The organism is Caulobacter sp. P1_D6 (assembly GCF_056406095.1).
The window spans coordinates 1-19,189 of sequence record NZ_JBFUAW010000030.1 but is presented as its reverse complement, the minus strand read 5'-3'; the positions used below and the strand labels follow the sequence as shown (position 1 = coordinate 19,189).

Sequence of the window (19,189 nt, the reverse complement as noted above, 5' to 3'; positions counted from 1 at the left end):
GCTTTTGGGAGCGAAGCCGGGTGCGCGGGGGTTACGCGCCGATCAACGCCAGCCGGCGTCGATCCAGTATTCGTGGCCGGTGCACAGGCTCGCGTCGTCCGAGGCCAGGAACATCACCAGCGAGGCGACGTTCTCGGGGATCAGGCGGCCCTTCAGGGCCTGGGCCTTGACGATCTCGGCCTCGCCCTCGGGCGTGTACCACTTCTCCTGGCGCTTGGTCTTGACGTTGCCTGGCACCACGCAGGTGACGCGGATGTCGTCGGGGCCCAGCTCGCGGGCCAGGGCGCGGGTCATGCCCTCGATGCCGGCCTTGGCGGTTTCGTAGAGGACCAGGTCCTCCAGGCCCAGGTGCCAGCTGATCGAACCGAAGTTGATCACCGCCCCGCCGCCGCGCGCCTTCATCCCCGGGGCCACGGCCTGGGTGCAGAACAGCATGTGGCGCAGGTTGACGTTCATGCGCTCGTCCCAATAGGCGGGCGTCACGTCGGCCAGCTTGTGGCGGTCGTCGTTGCCGGCGTTGTTGACCAGCACGTCGATGGGGCCGATGTCGGCGAAGGTCTTGGCCACCGCGTCCAGGTCCATCAGGTCGCAGCGGATGTAGGTCGGCGCGATGTTGGAGCCCGCGAGTTGCGCGGCCAGCGCCTTGGAGTCTTCGTCGGCGACGTCCAGGAAGATGACTTCCGAACCCTGGCGCGCGAAGCCGGCGACGATGCCCGCCCCGATGCCCGAACCGCCGCCGGTGATGACGACGCGTTTGCCTCGAAGGCTGGGATAGATGGCGGAGGAGGTGCTCACTTGCGGGCGCTTTACTTCAATGTTCACAGCAGGCCTCGGCCGGCCAGATTGCGGATCAGGGCGGAGACGCCGAACGTCCACGGGGCGGCGAGATCGCAGGTGGTGACCTCGTTCTCCAGGACGCCCAGCTTGGGGGTGGCCACGCGCACGCGGTCGCCGACCTTGTGGGTGAAACCCTGACCGGCGGCGTCGCGATCCTGGATCGGCGCGAACATCGTGCCCAGGAACAGGGCGAAGCCGTCGGGGTACTGGTGCTGCTTGCCGTAGGCCTGGCCGGCCAGCACGGCCGGGTCGCGGCTGATCAGGCTCATGTTGCTGTGGCCGTCGAGCACGAAGTTGTCGCGGCCGGTGATGTTCAGCGTCACTTCGGCCGAGCGCACGTCGTCCAGCGAGAAGCCGTCGTCGAACAGGCGGAAGAACGGGCCGATCGAGCACGAGGCGTTGTTGTCCTTGGCCTTGCTGAGCAGCAGGGCCGAGCGGCCTTCGAAGTCGCGCAGGTTGACGTCGTTGCCCAGCGAGGCGCCGCGGATCCGGCCCTGGCCGTCGCACAGCAGCACGACTTCCGGCTCGGGGTTGTTCCAGTGGCTGTCGCTGCGCACGCCGACATGGTCGCCCCAGCCCATCGAGGACAGGGTCGGGCCCTTGGTGAAGATCTCGGCGTCGGGGCCGATGGCGACTTCCAGATATTGCGACCAGAGGCCGCCCTTGATCAGGGTCTGCTTCAGGCGCTCGGCGCCCTCCGAACCCGGATCGACGCCGCGCAGGTCGCCGCCCATGCTGTCGGCCAGCTGGGCGCGGATCTTCAGGGCCTCGGCGGCGTCGCCGCGGGCGCGTTCCTCGATCACCCGCTCCAGGGTCGAGACCGCGAAGGTGACGCCGGCGGCTTTGAGCACCTGCAGGTCGACCGGGGCCAGCAGCTTGGCGGCCGCGCCTTCCGGGTTCTCCCAGACGGCGCGCACGTCCAGCGCCTCCAGCGGACCCAGGTCCTCGCCGCGCGGGATCGCCGCGCCGGGCTCGAAGGCGTTCATCAGGTCGGAGGTGGTCGGGGCGATCTTGCTGACGTCTTCGATCCGGCCGCCGCGGATCAGGACGGGAGTCGGACCCTGGCCGAAGTCGATGCGGCCCAGCAGGGTCGCGTCACGCCAATCGTCGGGAAGGAAATCGCTAAGGGCCACCGGTCGTCTCTCTCCCTGGCGGGCGCGTTGGACCGGTCTTGACTCGCCGCCCACGCCCCCCCGTCACTTGTCGATGACGTTGTTAGCGCTAACACGACGCTCAGCGCAAGCCCCGGCGCGAGGTGCAAATCGCGCCTATGCCCTAGCGGAAGGACCGGCCGGAGACCACTTACAACGGTGTAAGCTTTAGCGGGACAACGCCATGACCGATCGCCCGATCAAGATTCCGGGGCCCGATCACCCCATCACCGTCACGCCGAATCCCAGGCGGGTGGTCGTCACCCTGGGCGGCAAGGTCATCGCCGACACCCGCGACGCCCTGACCCTGAAGGAGGCGTCCTATCCGGGGGTGCAATACATCCCGCGCAAGGACGTCGACATGACGCTTCTGGCCCGCACCGACCACGCCACCTACTGCCCCTACAAGGGCGAGGCCTCGTACTTCAGCATCCCCTCGGGCGGCGAGCGGTCGGTCAACGCCATCTGGACCTACGAGGCGGCCTATCCGTCGGTGGCCGCGATCCAGGACCACCTGGCGTTTTATCCGGATCGGGTGGACGGGATCACCGAGGAGGGGTGATCGGGCGCTGGCGCCCGGAACGTCCTCGTCCTTCGACAAACTCAGGATGAGGGCGAATTTGGCGGCGGTTCAGTGGAAATCCTCATCCTGAGCTTGTCGAAGGACGAGGATTTCCCAGCGCCGTTGTTGCCGCCCTACACCCCGTAGTCCATCGCCTTGAGATCGGCGAGCAGGCCCGGGCCCGTGGGGTCCCAGCCCAGGGTCTGCCGCGTCCAGGCGCTGGACGCCGGCATGTCCAGGCCCGCGAACATCGCGAACCAGCCGAAATGACCCGCCGCCTCTTCCGGCGTCAGGGACACCACGGGAACCTTCAGGCCCGCGCCGACGACTTCGGCGATCTCGCGGGCCGAGACGCCTTCCTCGGCCACCGCGTTGTAGCGGGCCCCGGCCTGTCCGCGCTCCAGGGCCAGCGGATAGAGGCGCGCGACGTCCAGCACATGGGCGGCCGCCCAGCGATTGGCGCCGTCGCCGACATAGGCCGAAATCCCCTTGGCGCGGGCGATCTCGATCGAGGGCGTGATCAGCCCCTGCTTGACCGGGTCGTGGACCTGGGGAAGGCGCATCACCGAGACGTTGACGCCGGCCTCCAGGGCCGCCGCGCCGGCGATCTCCGAGGCGCGGCGGGGGTTGGGATGGTCGAGGTTGAAGACGTCCTCGGTCGCCGGCCGGCCAGGTCCGGGGCTTCCCATGCCGACGCCCGAGGTGATGACCAGCGGGCGATCCGATCCCCTCAGCGCCGAGGCCAGGGCCTCGATGGCGCGCGCGTCTTTCTCGCAATTGGCCAGGAAGTTGGAGAAGTCGTGGTCGAAGGCGCAGTGGATCACCCCGTCGGCCTGGGCCGCGCCGGCACGCAGGCTGTCCAAATCCTCCAGGCTGCCGCGATGGGCCCTCGCGCCCGCGGCGGCCAGCGCCTGGGCGCCGGCGTCCGACCGCGTCAGGCCCAGGACCTGGTGGCCCGCCTCGAGCAGTTGCGGAACGATGGCCGAACCGATGAAGCCGGTCGCGCCGGTGAGGAAGACACGCATGGAAACTCTCCGAGTGTTGTCCGGAGAGGGATATCGCCCTAGGATGATCCTATTAAAGTAGTGACTTTATCCTAGTATAATATCTAACAGGATCGGCATGAGCGTCGAGACCGAGAACCGGCTGGGAGCCTATCTCAAGGACCGCCGCACGCGCCTGGATCCGGCCGCCCTGGGGTTCCCGGCGTCGCGCCGTCGGACGTCGGGCCTGCGCCGCGAAGAGGTCGCCCAGCGCGCCAACATCAGCCCCACCTGGTACACCTGGCTGGAGCAGGGCCGGGGCGGCGCGCCCTCGGCCGACGTGCTGAACCGGATCGCCGGCGCCCTGATGCTGACCGATGTCGAGCGCGAGCATGTGTTCCTGCTCGGCCTGGGGCGTCCGCCCGAGGTCCGTTACAAGGCCAGCGAGGGGGTGTCGCCCCGCCTGCAGCGGGTGCTGGACGGCATGGCCTTCAGCCCCGCCATGATCAAGACCGCGACCTGGGACATCATCGCCTGGAACCGCGCCGCCGCCGTGGTGCTGACCGACTACGGCGCGCTGCCGCCGGACCAGCGCAACCTGCTGCGCATGATGTTCGGCAACCCCCGGGTCCGCGCCGCGCAGCACGACTGGGAGCGCGTGGCCCGGTTCGTGGTCAACACCTTCCGCGCGGACGCGGCGCGGGTCGGCGCGATGTCCGAGGTCAGCCAACTGGTCGACGAACTCTGCCTGACCAGCCCCGAGTTCAAGCGCCTTTGGCTGGAGAACGACGTGCTCGCGCACGGCGAAGGGACCAAGCACCTGCGCCACCCGATCCTGGGCCCGCTGGCGATGGAATACTCCGCCTTCGTCGTCGACGGCCGGCCCGACCTGAGCATGGTCGTCTACAACCCGGCCACGGACGCGGACGCCGAGCTGGTGCGGTCTTTGGTGGAGGGGGCGACGGGGGCGGGGCGTCTGGATCAGTGAGGCCCGGAATCGAACGCAACCTCCTAAGAGGGCGTTGTGCCTCCGGTACAATCTATCCGCTTGCCTCAAGGTGACGTTTATTCGAAGATCGATGTTCGATGAATGGTCCGGGGGCGGCAATGATTTTGCGTGTCATGGTGATAATCTGGTCAGCGCTGACGCTTTGCGCATGCGCAACAGACGAGCCGATGAATTTCGCTTGCCCACGGATAGACGCGTTCAGATTTGCGGTTCCGGTCACACCTGGTGGGGAGATTGGCCTAACCGACGAGCCGCTCGCGATGAACATCAAGGCAGCGCTGGCTAGCCGCAAGGATTTGGTCCCACGGGAAGCGAACATTTTGATTTTGTCCGGGGGCGGAAAGTGGGGCGCGTACGGCGCCGGTTTTTATAAGGCTTGGGGAGATCATGGCCGCCCTACGTTCGACGTCGTCACAGGCGTGAGTACAGGGGCGATGCAGTCCACCTTCGCCTTCCTTGGTCGAGCAGATGATCTTGAGGCGGCCTATTCGATCAACAAGGAGAGCGAGCTCGTTAAAAGACATGGATCGCTCTTCTTCCTCTCACACGGGTCGACGGCGGACCTATCGCCGTTGCGCGAGCGCGTGGGAAAGCTTCTCACGCCGGAGGTTCTTGACGCCGTCGCTGCGGAAGAGGCCAACGGGCGTAGGCTGTTCGTAGGCACGATCAACGCGCTTGATGGCAAGATGTACGCGATCGACCTCACGAGGATGGCGCGCGATCTCAAGGCCGACGAGCGTTCGGAATGCTTCGTCGGAGCAATCATGAGTTCCGCGGCGATCCCGGCGGTGTTCAGGCAGACCACTCTAAACGGCGTGCCGTATTACGATGCAGGAGTCCGCAACTCGGTTTTCTTTATCGGCTCGCAAGAGGCGTTTTTGACGGGTGTTCGCGACGACGCACGCCAGCGAGGAACCACGCAACCGGCTAATGTCTATGTGATCATGAACGGTGACCCTGGTGTCAAAGCCATCACCCAGCCGCCAGGCATAAAGGCCGCTCTAATTCCTACGCTCATGCGCCTACAGGCGATCGCCTTCGATCAACTGGAGCAAGGTTCGGTTTACAACGCTCATATCGCGGCATCGCGGATCTGGGAGACACGCACCTACATTGCGTCAGCTCATGACCACCCCTGCACAGACCCCAATCAAAACGATGAGGACATATTTGACCCGGAGTTTATGCGCTGCCTGATCAAATACGGCGAAGGCGCCTATCGGGATGGTTCGCCTTGGGAAGCTTACCCAGCGAAACCATGACCGGCCAGTCGTGGCAGCCCTTTATTGGCCCCTGTCCGGCTAGGGTCGAAACGCGCCGCTAGAATCACGTCGTCGTCGGCCAGTCACCCCTCCGGGGCCGGCCCCGTGGAATCCCGCACGATCAGCGTGTGCGGGTGCATCAGCTGCCTCGGCTCGCCGGCCTTGCCGCGTTTGCGGCGGATCTCTTCCAGGACCAGGTCGACGGCGGCGCGGGCCATGGCGGCGATGGGCTGGTGGACGGTGGTCAGGGCCGGCCAGATGTTGGCGGCGATCGAGGTGTCGTCGAAGCCGACGATCGACAGGTCTTCCGGCACGTCCAGGCCCATGCGGTGGGCGACGCCCGCCGTGGCCGCGGCCATGTCGTCGTTGCCGGCGAAGATGGCGGTGGGCCGGTCGTCCTCGCCCAGCAGCCGCTCGGCGGCCTCCAGGCCCGAGCGATAGGTGAAGTAGCCCTGCTCGACGCGGACGTTGCCGTCCGGGACGCCGGCCGCCTTCAGGGCCGACAGGAAGCCGTCCAGGCGCTGCTGGCTGACCGTCTGGTTGGGGTGGCCCTTGATGACGCCGAACCGCTTGTGGCCCAGGGCCAGCAGGTGCTCGGCCAGTTCGTAGGCGGCGGCCTCGTTGTCGATGCGGATGGTGGCCATGTCGGCGCTGGGCATGCCCGGGGCCACGGCCACGGCGGCGGCGCCGGCCTTCTTGACCTCGGCCAGCACCTGGGCGCTCTCGCACAGAGGGGCGGGCAGGATCAGGCCGTCCACGCCGGTCTTCAGCAGGCGGGTCAGGGTGGCGCCGGCCAGCTCGGGCTCGGCGCACTTCTCGATCACCACCTGGGCGCCCGTGCGGCTGCTTTCGTCCAGCGCCCCGACCAGGAACTCCGACAGGTAGCCGGTCGACGGGTTGTCGTAGAGCAGGCCGATGCGGAACGGGGCCGAGCCGGCCAGGCTGCGGGCGGCGGGGTTGGGGGCGTAGTTGAGGTCGCGGATCGCCGCGTCCACCAGGGCCTTGGTCTCGGACTTGACCGTCGTCTCGCGGTTGATGACCCGCGACACGGTCATCGGCGACACGCCGGCCAGGGCGGCCACGTCGCGGATGGTCGCGCTCTGGGTCGTGCGGCGGCGTTGACGCTCGTTACGATCGTTCATCGATGTTCCGTCCCTTGATCGCGGCGGACACTAGACCGTTTCGGCCGCGTCTTGGAAGACAAGCCGCAAGTCTTTGATGGAGCACGCGGTCCCACAGCGCGATCACGGGGCGCGGTTTCCTGTCCTGTCCTGCTTTCGTCCGAACCCGTCGCGCCCTAGGAGGGTGCAGACGGCGAACTTTGTCTGACCTAGTCTGTCGGCATGAATCTGTTTGGGGCGATCATCCTGACCGGCGGCGCCTCGCGTCGCATGGGCGCCGACAAGGCCGCGCTGGAATGGGACGGCCAGCGGGCGGTCGACCGGGTGGCGGCCCTGGCGATGGCGGCCGGCGCGGTCCGCGTGCTGACGGCGGGCAGCGATCACGGGCTGGAGCATGTCGACGACCCGGCCCCCGGCGCGGGTCCGGTGGGCGGGGTGCTGGCCGGGGCGAGGGCCCTGGCGGCGCACGGCCTGACGCGGGCCCTGGTGCTGGCGGTCGACGCGCCGACCGTGACGGTCGAGGACCTGGCGCCGTTGCTGGCGGCCGGGGAGCCGGGAGCGTCCTACGAGGGGCTGCCCGTGCCGATGGTGCTGAAGTTGGCCGCCTTGCCGGCGGACGCCGAGGCGGGCTGGCCGCTGCGGCGGCTGGTCGAACGGGCGGGGCTGGCGGCGCTGCCCTGTGACGAGGCACTGCGATTGCGGCTGCGGGGGGCGAACACGCCGGAGGAGCGGGATCGCCTGTCCAACTGACGGGGACATGCCCTTGCGGCGTGTCCCCAAGTTTCGCACTGCGTCTGCTGGGGACACGCACAAGTGCATGTCCCCGACCTCAGTAAACGTCCCGCCGATACCGCCCCTCGTCCGCTAGGCGCTCCATCGTCTCCGCGCCCAGCACCGACACGAGCACGGCGTGGACGTCGCCCGACATCCCCTCCAGCGAGCCGCAGACATAGATCGCCGCCCCGTCGGCGACCCAGGCGCGCAGGGGTTCGGCGGCCTCCATCAGGCGGTGCTGGACATAGACCTTGCGGTCCTGGTCGCGGGAGAAGGCCAGGTCCAGCCGAGCCAGAACGCCGTCCGTCCGCCAGGCCTCGATCTCATCCCGATGGAAGAAGTCGTGGGCCGAGGTGCGCTCGCCGAACACCAGCCAGTTGCGGTGATGTCCGAGAGCCGCGCGGGCCTTGAGGTGGGCGCGCAGGCCGGCCAGGCCCGTGCCGTTGCCGATCAGGATCAGCGGCCGGTCGTCCCGCGGGCCGTGGAAGGCGCGGTTGGTCCGCACCCGCGCGGCGATCTCGGCGCCCGGCGCGGCGTGGGCGGTCAGCCAGCCCGAGCCCAACCCCGGCTTGCCGTCGGCCCGCTTCATCGCCCGGACCAGCAGCTCGACCCCGCCGTCGGCCGGCAGCGAGGCGATCGAGTATTCGCGGTGGGGCAGGGGCGGCAGGGCGTCGACCAGGGCCTGGGGCCCCAAAGTCCGATTGGGGGCCGCCGCGAAGCCGTCGTCGTGCGGCAGGCGTCGCCAGGACAGGGCCTCGGCCAGGGTGGCGGCCTCCTCGGCGACGACCAGGGCCGAGCCGTCCAGCCCCAGCCGGACCAGCAGGGCCGCGACCTCGGCCGGGTCGTTGCGGGGACCGACCTCCAGGATGTCGCCGGCTTCCCAGGTCGCGGCGTCCAGCGCCTCGAGCCGGATGTGGAAGGCCGCGTCGCCGGGACTTCCGGGGTTCAACCGGCGGCGATCGACCAGCCGCCAGCGGCCGTAGCGCGGACGGGTCCAGTCGGGGGCGTCGGTGACGCCGGCCAGCACGCCGACATGCGACTGCCAGTGGCGCAGGGCGGCCGGATCGCCGTCGTCGACCTCGACCCGGTCGAACAGCGGCGCGGCGCCGTGGTGGGCCAGCCAGGCGTCCAGCGTGCGGCCGAACGCGCAGAAGTGGGCGTAGCCGCTGTCGCCCAGGGCCAGCACGCCGTAGCTCAGGCCGTGCAGGGCGGGCTGGCCGGTCATCACGTCGCGCCCCATCACGTCGCGGATGAAGCGGCGGGCGGTGTCGGGGGCATCGCCCTCGCCGGTGGTGCTGACCACGAACAGGGCGCGGCCGGCGGTGGCGAGGTCCGCCGACGTCACCTCGGCCAGGCTCTTCAGCGTCACCCGCGCGCCGGCGTCGCCCAGCAGCTTGGCGGTGGCCATGGCCAGTTCCTCGGCGAAGCCGGTCTGGCTGGCGTGGATCACCAGGATCGGAGCGCCGGTTCTGGTCGACAGGGCGTCGGCGGCGCGGCGCGTGGCGCGGCGGCGCAGGGCCTCGCGCAGGGCGATGGCCAGGCAGAACAGGACGTAGACGCCCAGCACCAGGCCGGCGGTCCACAGGCGGCGGGCCTCGGGCGTCAGGGCTTCCCAAAACGGCGTCAGGCTGGTCATTCCTCGAGCATCGCCGACAGGGCGGGCGACAGGCGCTCTTCCAGGCCCGCCGGGCCGCGCGCCAGGATCATCGCGGCCAGGCCGTGCCCGGCGGCGAAGGCCAGGGCGGCGTCGGGGGCCATCACGGCCAGGGCCGTGGCGTAGGCGTCGGCGCGCATGCAGCTCTTGTCCAGCACCGTGACGCTGACCGTGGCGTTGGCGACCGGGGCGGCGGTGGCCGGGTCCAGCGTGTGGGCGTAGCGGCGGCCGTCGTGTTCGAAGAACCGGCGGTAGTCGCCCGAGGTCGCCACCGACAGGCCGTGCAGGGCGACCAGGGTGCGCGAACCGTCATTCGCCGCAGGCGGGCGCTCCAGCTCGACCCACCAGGGCTGGCCGTCGGGCTTGGCCCCGGTCCCGCGCAGCTCGCCGCCGACCTCGACCAAATAGGAGCGGGCTCCCGCGCGGTCGAGGGCGGCGGCGATCTGGTCGACCGCGAAGCCCTTGGCGATCCCGTTGAGGTCCAGGCGCAGGCCGCCCGGCTGGAACAGGCCGTCGCCGTCCAGGGTCACGCGACGCCAGCCGGCGGCCGCGCGGGTCCTGGCGATGTCCTGGGCGGTCGGCGGCTCGCCGGAGAAGGGGCGGGGGCCGAAGCCCCAGAGGTCGACCAGGTCGCCCAGCGTCGGATCGAAGGCGCCGTGCGTGGCTTCGGCCACGTCCAGGGCGCAGCGCAGCACCTGGGCGAAAGCCGGGGGCAAGGCGGTCCAGCCGCCGGCGGCGGCGCGATTGTAGCGCGACAGGTCCGACAGCGGCTCCCACGGGCTCATCTGCTCCACCACGCTGTCCAGCTCGCGCTGGGCCATGGCCGTCAGGGCGTCGGCGTTCGCGGTCGGCGGGGCGACCAGCTTGACCGACCAGGTCGTGCCCATCGTCTGGCCGGCGAGCGCCAGCACCGCGCCGCCGATCGGGCGGGCGGGCGGCTCGGCGAACTGGGGGACGAGGACGCGGGTCATTCGGATGATCTCAATCGTTGTCATCCCGGTCGAAGCCAAGCGGCTGTCCGGTGACTGGAACGGCGGCGGGAAGAAATCCTCGTCCTTCGACAAGCTCAGGATGAGGATTTCTACTGAAACATTCGTCCTCATCCTGAGCTTGTCGAAGGACGAGGACGTTCCACCGCGCCGGCCATATCGTCCTGCCACGCGGGATGACAACGCTTGTGAGGTCTACGGCCGCAGGGCTTCGAGCGTGGCGGTGTAGCTGGCGCTCATGCCGTTGCCGGCCAGGGGCGCGGCGGGGGCCGGAGCGCCGCCGGGGGCGCCGCCGCCGGGACCGCCGCCAGGACCGCCCATGCCGCCGCCGGGGCCACGGCCGGTCTCGCCCGTGCGCACGGTGGCGTTCAGCCAGTACATGCCCGCTTCCGGGAAGGTGACCTTGAACGAGCCGTCCGCGCCGGTCTTGACCTTGAAGTCGCCGGGCGTGGCGCGATAGCGCGAATTGCCGGGGGCCAGGGTCACTTCCAGGTCGGCGGCCGGCTTGCCGTCCAGCAGGAACTTGAAGGTCGCCGCCTCGCCCGCCACCAGGTCGTTGGGGTGGGTCACGGGGACCAGCTCCAGGCCCTTGCCGGTCGGGGCGAACACCGTGGTGGTCGGCGCGTCGCGGGTGACGAAGGTTTCGTTGCGGTTGAAGCTCTTGATGGTCTTCAGGTCGGCGGCGCCGGCCGGGACCTGCTTGGCGAAGTCGTCCGGCGAACCGCGGAAGCGCTTGACCTGGCCGTCCTGCGTCCAGCTGGCCATGACGGTGCTGGTGGCCGAGCCGATCTTGTAGGTGCCCGGCTTGGCCAGCTGGACGTCGAACGTCGAACGGTACTTGCCGGTCGTGGCGTTCTGGATCTTGTCGACCGAGCCGTCGGGCGCGGTGACGGTCACCGCGTCCAGCCGCATCGGATTGTGGTCGGCGTAGAACAGCTCGTTGGAGATCGCCGCGTCGACGGTCACCCAGGCGCCGTCGCCCGACAGAACGGTGAACGACGGCACGATCCAGCCGCGGTGGGCGCTGGCGGCCGAGGGCAGGATCAGAGCGATGCCGGCGGCGACGGCGAGAAGGCGCTTCTTGAAGGTCATGGCGTTTCTCTCTGGTTCTATTTGACGGCGACGGTGACGGCGCCGACTTCGGCCGTCCCCTTGGCGGTGGCGGGCTTGCCGGGCTTGCCCCATACGAACGGCACGCGGACGGCCTCGTGGCCGCCGACCTCGCGGGCCGCCTCGACCACCAGGGTGTACTGGCCGGGCTTGAGGTCCTTCAACGGGCCCTTGGCGCCGCTGAACACCAGCTTCTGCGGACCCGGCGCGCGGGTCGCGCCGCTGAGGCCGTCGGCCGGGAAGGTCATGGTGCGGCCGGCCTTGCGCCACCACTGGCGCATGTCCTTCAGCCACTTGGTGCCTTTGTCTTCCTTGGAGTCGGCGTCGTACCAGACGGCCAGGGTCGCGGCGGCCGAGGCGTCGGGCGCCTCCACCCAGATGGCGACATAGGGCTTGTGGTACTCGGCGACCGTCAGGCGCGGCACCTCGACGGTGACGTTGAGGTCGGCGGCCAGTGCCGGAGCGCCGGCTGCGGCGGCGCCGGCGAAGGTCAGGAGAGACAGGGAACGCTTCATGTCGGGACGCCTCACAGGTGGACGAAAAGGATGACGAGCAGCAGCGGGATCACCAGACCGCCGGCCACCAGGGGCCAGGTCAGGGGGCGGGCCCGGGCGTGGAACTGCAGGAGGATCAGGCCGGTGACTGCGAAGACCACGCAGGCGCCGGCGAAGATGTCGATGAACCAGCCCCAGGCCTTGCCGGCGTTGCGGCCCTTGTGCAGGTCGTTGAGCAGGCTGATCGCGCCGCGCGTGGTCTTCTCGTGCTCGACGGCGCCGGTCGCGCGGTCGATGCTGATCCAGGCGTCGCCGCCAGGGCGGGCCAGGGCGACATAGACCTCCTCCTCCGACCACTCGCCCGCGCGGCGGGCGATGTCGGCGTCGACGGCCTTGTCCAGCCAGGTCTCGACCTGGATCGGCAGCGGGCGCTTGCCTTCGACCGGACCCTTGGCCAGTTCGGCCAGCAGGTCGGCGGGCACGGTCGCCTTGCGGCTGACGACCTTCGGCTCGGCCTCGATCTGGCCGGCGTGGTTCAGGGTGAAGCCGGTGATCGCGAACAGCAGCATGCCGATCAGGCTCAAGGCGGCGCTGATCCAGTGCCACTGGTGCAGCTGCTTGAGCCAGAACGAGCGGCTTTGCTGGGCGGGTGCGGTCTTCACGAAATCCAGAGGCGCGAGGTTTGGGAGGCGGGAGGGCCTTGGCTGAGCTTCATGCCCATACTTGAGAACGACTTGCAAAAGCAAGCCTTCCCGCGCGACGCCGACCGCCCGTTCCAGCTTTCCGACCGGATTAAGGAAATTTGGATCACCCCGTGCTTGGATCGCCCCCCTGCTTGGATCGCCCAGTGCGACGATAGCGCACGGGGACGCGCGCCGCGGGGGCGGCTACACCTGTTTACCAGTTGTTAAGCACGTCCGGGGGCGAGCGTTGCGCAAGATCCTAGTCGCGGAGGACGACATCCTCCTGGCCACCATCCACGAGATCACGCTCAGCGAGGCGGGGTTCGAGGTGCTGGTCTGCCGCGACGGCGAACAGGCCCTGGAGGCCATGGACGCCTTCGATCCGGACCTGCTGATCACCGACTTCTCGATGCCCCGCATGAACGGCGGCGAACTGATCAAGGCCACCCGCCGCCGCCGCGGCGCCCGCACGGCCGTGCTGCTGGCCTCGGCTCGCGACGAGCACCTGCTGAAGGAAGACGAACGCGGCGACGCCCGGCTGGAGAAGCCGATCTCGCCGGCGAGGCTGCTGGGGGCGGTGCGGGCGCTGGAGGCGAGCTGGCCGGAAGCGGCGTAGGGCTGCGCTCAGGGGCGCGCATTCCGGCCCCATGGGAACGGTTTCGAAAGCGACACCCCGCCCTAACCGACGGTCGGCAGGTGAGCCCACCATCCCCGCCAGCTAACGCAGGTCACCCAAAGACAGCCCCTGCCCACCGCATGGGCGAGCGCGGAAAACGCGATGAACCGCGCATTCTCCGCGACGGACAATCTCGACAAGCGGCGCCTTTGGGGAGAAGTATGCCGCCTTTCGTCGCGGGAGCATGCCTGCGCGTCGCATTGGGGTCGTTTCTTGAAAACGCTGTTCTTTACCGCCTCCGCCCTCGCTCTCTCGCTCACCGTGTCCGGCGCCTTCGCCCAGGAGCGCGTTCCGGTCCAGGCTCCGCCGACCCTGGCGATCGCCGCCGCCCAGGACGTGGCCTATCCCGGCGTGCTGAAGCTGTCGGTCGACGCCACCGACCTGGACCGCAAGATCTTCCAGGTTCGCGAGACCATCCCGGTGGCCAAGTCCGGCCCGATGACGATCCTGTATCCGCAATGGGTTCCCGGCGGCCACTCGCCCCGCAACGACCTGGACAAGGTGGCCGGCCTGGTGATCACCGCCGGCGGCAAGACCCTGCCGTGGATCCGCGACCCGGTCGCCGTCCACGCCTTCCACTTCGACGTGCCGGAGGGCGCGACCGAGGTCCAGGTCAGCTTCCAGTTCCTGACCCCGGTGAAGTCGGACGTCGGCCGCATCCTGGTGACCGACGACATGCTGAACGTGCAGTGGCTGCAGCTGGGCTTCTACCCGGCCGGCTACTACACGCGCCGCGTCCAGATCGAGCCGACCGTCAAGCTGCCCGAAGGCTGGGGCTTCGGCACCGCGCTGGAGAAGGCCTCGGCCAGCGGCCAGTCCACCACCTTCAAGACCACCACCTTCGAAACCCTGGTGGACTCGCCGATGTTCGCCGGCCGCTACTTCAAGCAGGTCGACCTGGACCCGGGCGCGGCCACGCCGGTGCGCCTGAACATCGTCGCCGACAAGGCTGAATATCTGGAGATCAAGCCCGAGCAGCTGCAGATCCACCGCAACCTGGTGCAGCAGGCCTACAAGCTCTACGGCTCGCACCACTACGACCACTACGACTTCCTGCTGGCCCTGACCGACAAGATGGGCGGCATTGGTCTGGAGCATCACCGCTCCAGCGAAAACGGCGTGGTCCCCAAGTACTTCACCGACTGGGAAAAGACCTATGTCGGCCGCGACCTGCTGGCCCACGAATACACCCACTCGTGGAACGGCAAGTTCCGCCGCGGCGCCGACCTCTACACCCCCACGCTGAACGAGCCGATGCGCGACAGCCTGATGTGGGTCTACGAGGGCCAGACCCAGTACTGGGGCAACGTGCTGGCCGCCCGCTCGGGCCTGCAGACCAAGCAGCAGGGCCTGGAGTCGCTGGCCATGACCGCCGCGCTCTACGACACCCGCGCCGGCCGCAACTGGCGCAACGTGCTGGACACCACCAACGACCCGATCATCGCCAACCGCAAGCCGGCCTCGTGGACCAGCTGGCAGCGCAGCGAGGACTACTACTCGGAAGGCCAGCTGATCTGGCTCGACGCCGACACGCTGATCCGCGAGAAGACCAACGGCAAGAAGTCGCTGGACGACTTCGCCAAGGCCTTCTTCGGCGTCGATAACGGCTCGTACGTGGTGCTGACCTACGACTTCGACACCGTGGTCCAGACCCTGAACGGCGTGGTGGCCTATGACTGGGCCACCTTCCTGAAGACCCGCGTCGAGGGCCTGTCCGAGCATGCGCCGCTGGATGGCCTGACCCGCGGCGGCTACAAGCTGGTCTATACCGACACCCCGACCGAGTTCTTCAAGGCGGCCGAGACCAAGGGCAAGATCGTCAATCTCAGCTATTCGCTGGGCATCACGATCGGCAAGGACGGCCTGCTGTCGGCGGTCAACTGGGACACCCCGGCCTTCAAGTCGGGCCTGACGGCCGGCGAGACGATCGTGGCGGTCAACGGCACGGCCTATAGCGACGACCTGATCAAGGACACGGTCAAGGCCACGGCCAAGGCCGACGCCCCGCTGGTCGAGCTGCTGATCAAGGACGGCGAGCGCTACCGGACGGTCAAGATCGACTACCGCGGCGGCCTGAAGTACCCGCGCCTGGAGCGCATCGAGGGCACGCCGGCGCGGCTGGAGCGGGCTTAACCGGGGGGGGCCATTCTCTTGGTCCGATTTTCAGCAAATGGTGGGAGTGAAGTTGTCTAAGAAAAACATCCTCATTTTGTCGCTGGTTGCTTGGTATGTAACTTGCATGATTGCCTATGTGTTATTTACAATATTAGTTGATTATGATATTGGAGATCGCATTGAAAATGCTTTAGTGGTGGGGGTATTTTTCATTATTGCGGTCGTTGGGCAAATCTACATTGAAAAGCGTATGCATAAATCCTGATAATGATTGTGCTTGATTAAATACACGACCCAAGGCTGCTCTCGTAAGGCCATACCTCCGGCCGCTGTGGGCGGCGGCCGTAAACATACCGAATACCGATAACCCTGGGAGAGATCGGTCCACAGCCACGATACCCCAGCACGACCGCACCGATGAGGAACCACCCGCAGTACAGGCCGATCCGTGGGTGGCGCTGCCACCAGTGGCACAGGTCGGCCAACGGACCGGCATGTCCCGCCATGGCTTCCTCCCTTCACCGTCGCCCATCGCGAACCGGGCGGTCTTGATGCCGCCACGCGTCCATGGAAGACAGTCCAGCTTCGAGCGTCCTTCCGCTTCAGATCGTACCGTGAGTTTCAGATGAACCGTATCGCCGGCCTAGCCCTGGGCCTCTGCCTGATCTCCGGCCCCGCCCTGGCGCAGCAGCCGTCCGCTCCGCCCCAGCTGTCGGCCGCCATCGACACGTCCAAGACCCTGGCCGAGGGCCAGGCCTTCCTGGCCAAGAACGCCAAGGCGCCGGGCGTGGTCACCACGGCTTCGGGCCTGCAGTACAAGATCACCACCTCGGGCCCCAAGACCGGCCCGTCGCCGAAGGTCGGCGACATCGTCAAGGTGCACTACGAGGGCAAGCTGCTGGACGGCACGGTGTTCGACAGCTCGTTCCAGCGCGGCCAGGCGGCGATCATGCCGGCCGACGGCCTGATCCCAGGCTGGCTGGAGGCCCTGCCGCTGATGCACGTCGGCGACGAATGGACCCTGTGGATCCCGGCCGACCTGGCCTATGGCGAACGCACCGCCGGCCCGATCCCGGCCAACAGCGTGCTGGTGTTCCGGCTGCAGTTGGTGGGGATGCTGGCGGTGGATTAGGTGTCGCTTCCTAGGCCCTCCCCCTTTGGGGGAGGCGGCCCGAATGGGCCGGTGGGGGGAGCAGACCCGCCTCGGCAAACTCCCCCCTCCGATCGCTTCGCGATCACCTCCCCCACAGGGGGAGGAATTTCCTAGACCCCGGCCCGCGACGCCATCAGCGGCTGGATCTTCGTCCCGAAGTTCTCGACCCCCGCCACGAAGTCGTCGAACACCAGCAGCACCCCGGCCGTGCCCTCGACCGCGGCGACTTCATCCAGCATCCGCGCGACGCTTTCGTACGAGCCCACCAGCGTGCCCATGTTCAGGTTCACCGCCGACTCCGGCGCGGCCAGCTGGGCGGTGTTCGTTGTGGAGCCCGCCGCCGCGTTGGGCGCGGCCTGGTTGGTCAGCCAGGCCAGGGCTTCCTGGTCGGCGCCGGCCCGGTAGGCCTGCCACTTGGCCATGGCCGCCTCGTCGGTCTCGTCGGCGATGATCATGAACAGGATGTACGAGGCCACGTCGCGGCCGGTCTTGTCGGCGGCGGCCTTCAGGCGGTCGTTGACGCCGCCGAACGCGGTGGGGGTGTTGGTGCCCTTGCCCAGGGCGAAGCTGTAGTCGGCATATTGCGCCGTGAACGCCAGGCCCTCGTTGGACGAGCCGGCGCAGATCAGCTTGGTGTCTTCCGGGTGCGGGCTGACCCGGCAGTCGGTCATCTCGAAATACTTGCCCTTGAAGTTGCTGACGCCCGTATCGAGCAGCTCGCGCAGCACGGTCGCGTATTCGGCCAGGTAGTTGTAGCGGTCGGTGTAGTGGCCCTCGCCCGGCCACAGGCCCATCTGGTCGTACTCGGCCTTCTGCCAGCCGGTCACCAGGTTGATGCCGAACCGGCCGGGGGCGATCGAGTCGATGGTCGAGGCCATGCGCGCCACGATGGCCGGCGGGATGGTCAGGGTGGCGGCGGTGGCGAAGATCTTGATCTTGTCGGTCACGGCCGCCAGGCCCGCCATCAGGGTGAAGCTCTCGAGGTTGTGCTCCCAGAACTGGGTCTTGCCGCCGAACCCGCGCAGCTTGATCATCGAGAGGGCGAAGTCGAAGCCGTACTTCTCGGCCTTCTGCACGATCTCCTTGTTCAGCGCGAAGCTCGGCATGTACTGCGGAGCCGCCTCGGAGATCAGCCAGCCGTTGTTGCCGATCGGGATGAAGACGCCGATTTCCATATCAATTCCCCTCCTGAATTCGCAAAATCGCTGTCATCCCGGAAACGGCGAAGCCGTTATCCGGGACCGCCGGAAGCTCTGAGTTCACGCGTCGCTCCCGGATCTTCGCGCTGCGCGCTTCGTCCGGGATGACAGGTGTGGTGCAGGTCATTCCGCTTCCCCGCTCAGGAAGTTGACGACCGCGGTGTTGAAGGCCTCGGGCGCGGTGACGGTGAAGCCGTGGCCGCCCCAGGGCGCGATGTCGAGCACGGCGTTGGGCAGGCGCTCGGCCAGGCGGCGCGAGCAGGCCAGGGGCACCAGCATGTCGTCGGCGCTGGCGCTGACCAGCACCGGGCAGGCGATGCGCTCCAGGTCGGCGTCGATGTCGAACTCGAGCAGGGCCTGGATGCGGGCCCGCATGACGTCCGGGTCCGGGAAGCCGTGGATGTGGTGCACTTCCTCGGCCTCCAGGCGGGCGTTGTTGGCGCTCAGCCAGTCGGCCGGATACAGGAACAGCGGCTGGGCGTGCACATAGGCGGCGATGCCGGTGTTGTTCAGCAGGGCCAGGCGGGTGTCGAAACAGCGCTTGATGTGCGGGTCGGGCCGCGACCAGCCGTTGACCACCACCAGCCTGCCCATGCGGTCCGGATGGTCTAGCGCCATGGCCAGGCCGGCGTTGCCGCCCGCCGCGTGGCCCACCACGTGGGCGCGGTCCAGGCCCAGGGCGTCCATGACCTTGACGATGTCGTCGCCCATGACGGCCACCGTGTGCGGATCGGTCAGGGTCCGCACGCTGCGGCCCGTGCCGCGATGGTCGTACAGCACCACCCGGAAGCGGCTGGTCAGGGCCGCCATCTGCGGGGCCCAGAAGGCGCCGGAACCGCCCAGGCCGGCCGACAGGATCACCGTCCCGCGATCCGCCGCGGGACCGCCGTGAACCTCGTAGTACAGGCCGTCGACGGTTCCGCTCTGCATCACGTCTTGCCGATGTGGGCGACGCTGGCGATCTCGACCACGAAGCCGGGCTTCACCAGGCCGCACTGGATGCAGTAGCGGGCCGGTTTGTCGCCGGGGAAGTACTCGGCATAGACCTTGTTGATCGTCTGGTAGTTGGACCAGTCGGTCAGGAAGATGTGGTTCATGGTCACGTCGTCCATGGTGCCGCCGGCGGTCTCGATGACCGACTTGATGGTCTCCAGCACCTGACGGGTCTGGGCCTCGGCGTCGTCCGGATTGGCGACGTTGTTGTCCTTGTCGAAGGCCAGGGTGCCGGAGACGTAGACGATCCCGTCGGCCAGGGTTCCCGGCGAGAACGGGGCGATGGGCGTGCCCGTGCCGGGCGGGATGATGACGGTCTTGGGCATTTGGTTCTCCTCTTTTTGCTGTCGGGGAAGACCCCCTCAGTCGCTCCGCGACAGCTCCCCCAGAGGGGGAGCATCTTGGCGCTCCAGATTCTCCCCCT

The 19,189-nt window shown here is 68.3% G+C and carries 20 protein-coding genes; 8 read left to right on the top strand and 12 right to left on the bottom strand.

All coding sequences use genetic code 11. The features are described 5' to 3' along the window. Nucleotides 1–42: 42 nt before the first annotated feature. Nucleotides 43–795: a D-xylose 1-dehydrogenase gene (xylB, locus tag AC1DYP_RS17710; RefSeq protein WP_477032213.1), complete on the bottom strand. Its 753-nt coding sequence runs from the start codon at nt 793–795 to the stop codon at nt 43–45. Between the two features lie 23 nt (nt 796–818). Continuing rightward, complete coding sequence (locus AC1DYP_RS17705; protein WP_477047428.1) at nt 819–1,970, bottom strand: fumarylacetoacetate hydrolase family protein; 1,152 nt, start codon at nt 1,968–1,970, stop codon at nt 819–821. 202 nt (nt 1,971–2,172) lie between these two features. Here AC1DYP_RS17705 and AC1DYP_RS17700 point away from each other — a divergent pair, with 202 nt between their 5' ends. Continuing rightward, nucleotides 2,173–2,550 carry a DUF427 domain-containing protein gene (locus AC1DYP_RS17700; protein ID WP_477047427.1) on the top strand — a complete coding sequence of 126 codons (378 nt, stop codon included), beginning with the start codon at nt 2,173–2,175 and terminating at the stop codon, nt 2,548–2,550. Between the two features lie 134 nt (nt 2,551–2,684). Here the strand turns inward: AC1DYP_RS17700 and AC1DYP_RS17695 are convergent, their stop codons facing one another. Beyond that, the gene (locus AC1DYP_RS17695) at nt 2,685–3,575 is read right to left on the bottom strand and encodes an SDR family oxidoreductase (protein ID WP_477047426.1); all 891 of its coding nucleotides are present in this window, start codon (nt 3,573–3,575) and stop codon (nt 2,685–2,687) included. A 97-nt stretch (nt 3,576–3,672) separates the two neighbouring features. Here AC1DYP_RS17695 and AC1DYP_RS17690 point away from each other — a divergent pair, with 97 nt between their 5' ends. Beyond that, on the top strand, nt 3,673–4,521 hold the full coding sequence (locus AC1DYP_RS17690) for a helix-turn-helix transcriptional regulator (RefSeq protein WP_477047425.1): 849 nt from the start codon (nt 3,673–3,675) through the stop codon (nt 4,519–4,521). A gap of 281 nt (nt 4,522–4,802) precedes the next feature. After that, nucleotides 4,803–5,804: a patatin-like phospholipase family protein gene (locus tag AC1DYP_RS17685; protein WP_477047424.1), complete on the top strand. Its 1,002-nt coding sequence runs from the start codon at nt 4,803–4,805 to the stop codon at nt 5,802–5,804. 83 nt (nt 5,805–5,887) lie between these two features. Here the strand turns inward: AC1DYP_RS17685 and AC1DYP_RS17680 are convergent, their stop codons facing one another. Then, nucleotides 5,888–6,946, bottom strand: a complete 1,059-nt coding sequence (locus AC1DYP_RS17680; protein WP_477032204.1) for a LacI family DNA-binding transcriptional regulator — start codon at nt 6,944–6,946, stop codon at nt 5,888–5,890. Nucleotides 6,947–7,147: 201 nt separating this feature from the next. On the opposite strand from AC1DYP_RS17680, the gene mobA reads away from it, so the two are divergent. Further along, complete coding sequence (mobA, locus tag AC1DYP_RS17675; RefSeq protein ID WP_477047423.1) at nt 7,148–7,675, top strand: molybdenum cofactor guanylyltransferase; 528 nt, start codon at nt 7,148–7,150, stop codon at nt 7,673–7,675. 79 nt (nt 7,676–7,754) lie between these two features. On the opposite strand, the gene AC1DYP_RS17670 is transcribed toward mobA, so the two are convergent. The 5 genes from AC1DYP_RS17670 to AC1DYP_RS17650 all read right to left on the bottom strand — a co-directional run bounded on the left by AC1DYP_RS17670 (nt 7,755) and on the right by AC1DYP_RS17650 (nt 12,608). Then, nucleotides 7,755–9,335, bottom strand: coding sequence for a flavodoxin domain-containing protein (locus tag AC1DYP_RS17670; protein ID WP_477047422.1), 1,581 nt, complete (start codon nt 9,333–9,335; stop codon nt 7,755–7,757). Continuing rightward, the gene (locus tag AC1DYP_RS17665; RefSeq protein WP_477047421.1) at nt 9,332–10,324 is read right to left on the bottom strand and encodes an FAD:protein FMN transferase; all 993 of its coding nucleotides are present in this window, start codon (nt 10,322–10,324) and stop codon (nt 9,332–9,334) included. Before AC1DYP_RS17665 ends, AC1DYP_RS17670 begins: the two co-directional genes overlap by 4 nt. Nucleotides 10,325–10,537: 213 nt before the next feature. Then, complete coding sequence (locus AC1DYP_RS17660; protein WP_477047420.1) at nt 10,538–11,434, bottom strand: DUF4198 domain-containing protein; 897 nt, start codon at nt 11,432–11,434, stop codon at nt 10,538–10,540. A gap of 17 nt (nt 11,435–11,451) precedes the next feature. Continuing rightward, nucleotides 11,452–11,967: a DUF2271 domain-containing protein gene (locus AC1DYP_RS17655; RefSeq protein ID WP_477047419.1), complete on the bottom strand. Its 516-nt coding sequence runs from the start codon at nt 11,965–11,967 to the stop codon at nt 11,452–11,454. A gap of 11 nt (nt 11,968–11,978) precedes the next feature. Then, nucleotides 11,979–12,608, bottom strand: coding sequence for a PepSY-associated TM helix domain-containing protein (locus AC1DYP_RS17650; protein WP_477047418.1), 630 nt, complete (start codon nt 12,606–12,608; stop codon nt 11,979–11,981). A gap of 268 nt (nt 12,609–12,876) precedes the next feature. Here AC1DYP_RS17650 and AC1DYP_RS17645 point away from each other — a divergent pair, with 268 nt between their 5' ends. The 4 genes from AC1DYP_RS17645 to AC1DYP_RS17630 all read left to right on the top strand — a co-directional run bounded on the left by AC1DYP_RS17645 (nt 12,877) and on the right by AC1DYP_RS17630 (nt 16,552). Next, nucleotides 12,877–13,245 (top strand): response regulator, encoded by a 369-nt coding sequence (locus AC1DYP_RS17645; protein WP_477047417.1) that lies wholly within the window; start codon nt 12,877–12,879, stop codon nt 13,243–13,245. 273 nt (nt 13,246–13,518) lie between these two features. After that, on the top strand, nt 13,519–15,438 hold the full coding sequence (locus AC1DYP_RS17640) for a M61 family metallopeptidase (protein WP_477047416.1): 1,920 nt from the start codon (nt 13,519–13,521) through the stop codon (nt 15,436–15,438). 52 nt (nt 15,439–15,490) lie between these two features. Continuing rightward, complete coding sequence (locus tag AC1DYP_RS17635; protein ID WP_477047415.1) at nt 15,491–15,685, top strand: hypothetical protein; 195 nt, start codon at nt 15,491–15,493, stop codon at nt 15,683–15,685. Between the two features lie 360 nt (nt 15,686–16,045). After that, the gene (locus AC1DYP_RS17630) at nt 16,046–16,552 is read left to right on the top strand and encodes an FKBP-type peptidyl-prolyl cis-trans isomerase (protein WP_477047414.1); all 507 of its coding nucleotides are present in this window, start codon (nt 16,046–16,048) and stop codon (nt 16,550–16,552) included. A 131-nt stretch (nt 16,553–16,683) separates the two neighbouring features. Here the strand turns inward: AC1DYP_RS17630 and rutA are convergent, their stop codons facing one another. The 3 genes from rutA to rutC form a co-directional block, all read right to left on the bottom strand. Further along, nucleotides 16,684–17,748 carry a pyrimidine utilization protein A gene (rutA, locus tag AC1DYP_RS17625; protein ID WP_477047413.1) on the bottom strand — a complete coding sequence of 355 codons (1,065 nt, stop codon included), beginning with the start codon at nt 17,746–17,748 and terminating at the stop codon, nt 16,684–16,686. Between the two features lie 147 nt (nt 17,749–17,895). Further along, nucleotides 17,896–18,702 carry a pyrimidine utilization protein D gene (rutD, locus tag AC1DYP_RS17620; RefSeq protein ID WP_477047412.1) on the bottom strand — a complete coding sequence of 269 codons (807 nt, stop codon included), beginning with the start codon at nt 18,700–18,702 and terminating at the stop codon, nt 17,896–17,898. Continuing rightward, nucleotides 18,702–19,091: a pyrimidine utilization protein C gene (gene rutC / locus AC1DYP_RS17615; protein ID WP_012287996.1), complete on the bottom strand. Its 390-nt coding sequence runs from the start codon at nt 19,089–19,091 to the stop codon at nt 18,702–18,704. The genes rutD and rutC overlap by 1 nt, the downstream gene beginning before the upstream one ends. Nucleotides 19,092–19,189: the final 98 nt, after the last annotated feature.

What these genes read in the sequence shown, in the direction of transcription:
- AC1DYP_RS17700 (WP_477047427.1), top strand. Translation starts at nt 2,173, where the DNA reads ATGACCGATCGCCCGATCAAGATTCCGGGGCCCGATCACCCCATCACC.
- AC1DYP_RS17695 (WP_477047426.1), bottom strand. Translation starts at nt 3,575, where the DNA reads ATGCGTGTCTTCCTCACCGGCGCGACCGGCTTCATCGGTTCGGCCATC.
- AC1DYP_RS17690 (WP_477047425.1), top strand. Translation starts at nt 3,673, where the DNA reads ATGAGCGTCGAGACCGAGAACCGGCTGGGAGCCTATCTCAAGGACCGC.
- AC1DYP_RS17685 (WP_477047424.1), top strand. Translation starts at nt 4,803, where the DNA reads ATGAACATCAAGGCAGCGCTGGCTAGCCGCAAGGATTTGGTCCCACGG.
- AC1DYP_RS17680 (WP_477032204.1), bottom strand. Translation starts at nt 6,946, where the DNA reads ATGAACGATCGTAACGAGCGTCAACGCCGCCGCACGACCCAGAGCGCG.
- mobA (WP_477047423.1), top strand. Translation starts at nt 7,148, where the DNA reads ATGAATCTGTTTGGGGCGATCATCCTGACCGGCGGCGCCTCGCGTCGC.
- AC1DYP_RS17670 (WP_477047422.1), bottom strand. Translation starts at nt 9,335, where the DNA reads ATGACCAGCCTGACGCCGTTTTGGGAAGCCCTGACGCCCGAGGCCCGC.
- AC1DYP_RS17665 (WP_477047421.1), bottom strand. Translation starts at nt 10,324, where the DNA reads ATGACCCGCGTCCTCGTCCCCCAGTTCGCCGAGCCGCCCGCCCGCCCG.
- AC1DYP_RS17660 (WP_477047420.1), bottom strand. Translation starts at nt 11,434, where the DNA reads ATGACCTTCAAGAAGCGCCTTCTCGCCGTCGCCGCCGGCATCGCTCTG.
- AC1DYP_RS17655 (WP_477047419.1), bottom strand. Translation starts at nt 11,967, where the DNA reads ATGAAGCGTTCCCTGTCTCTCCTGACCTTCGCCGGCGCCGCCGCAGCC.
- AC1DYP_RS17630 (WP_477047414.1), top strand. Translation starts at nt 16,046, where the DNA reads ATGAACCGTATCGCCGGCCTAGCCCTGGGCCTCTGCCTGATCTCCGGC.
- rutA (WP_477047413.1), bottom strand. Translation starts at nt 17,748, where the DNA reads ATGGAAATCGGCGTCTTCATCCCGATCGGCAACAACGGCTGGCTGATC.
- rutD (WP_477047412.1), bottom strand. Translation starts at nt 18,702, where the DNA reads ATGCAGAGCGGAACCGTCGACGGCCTGTACTACGAGGTTCACGGCGGT.
- rutC (WP_012287996.1), bottom strand. Translation starts at nt 19,091, where the DNA reads ATGCCCAAGACCGTCATCATCCCGCCCGGCACGGGCACGCCCATCGCC.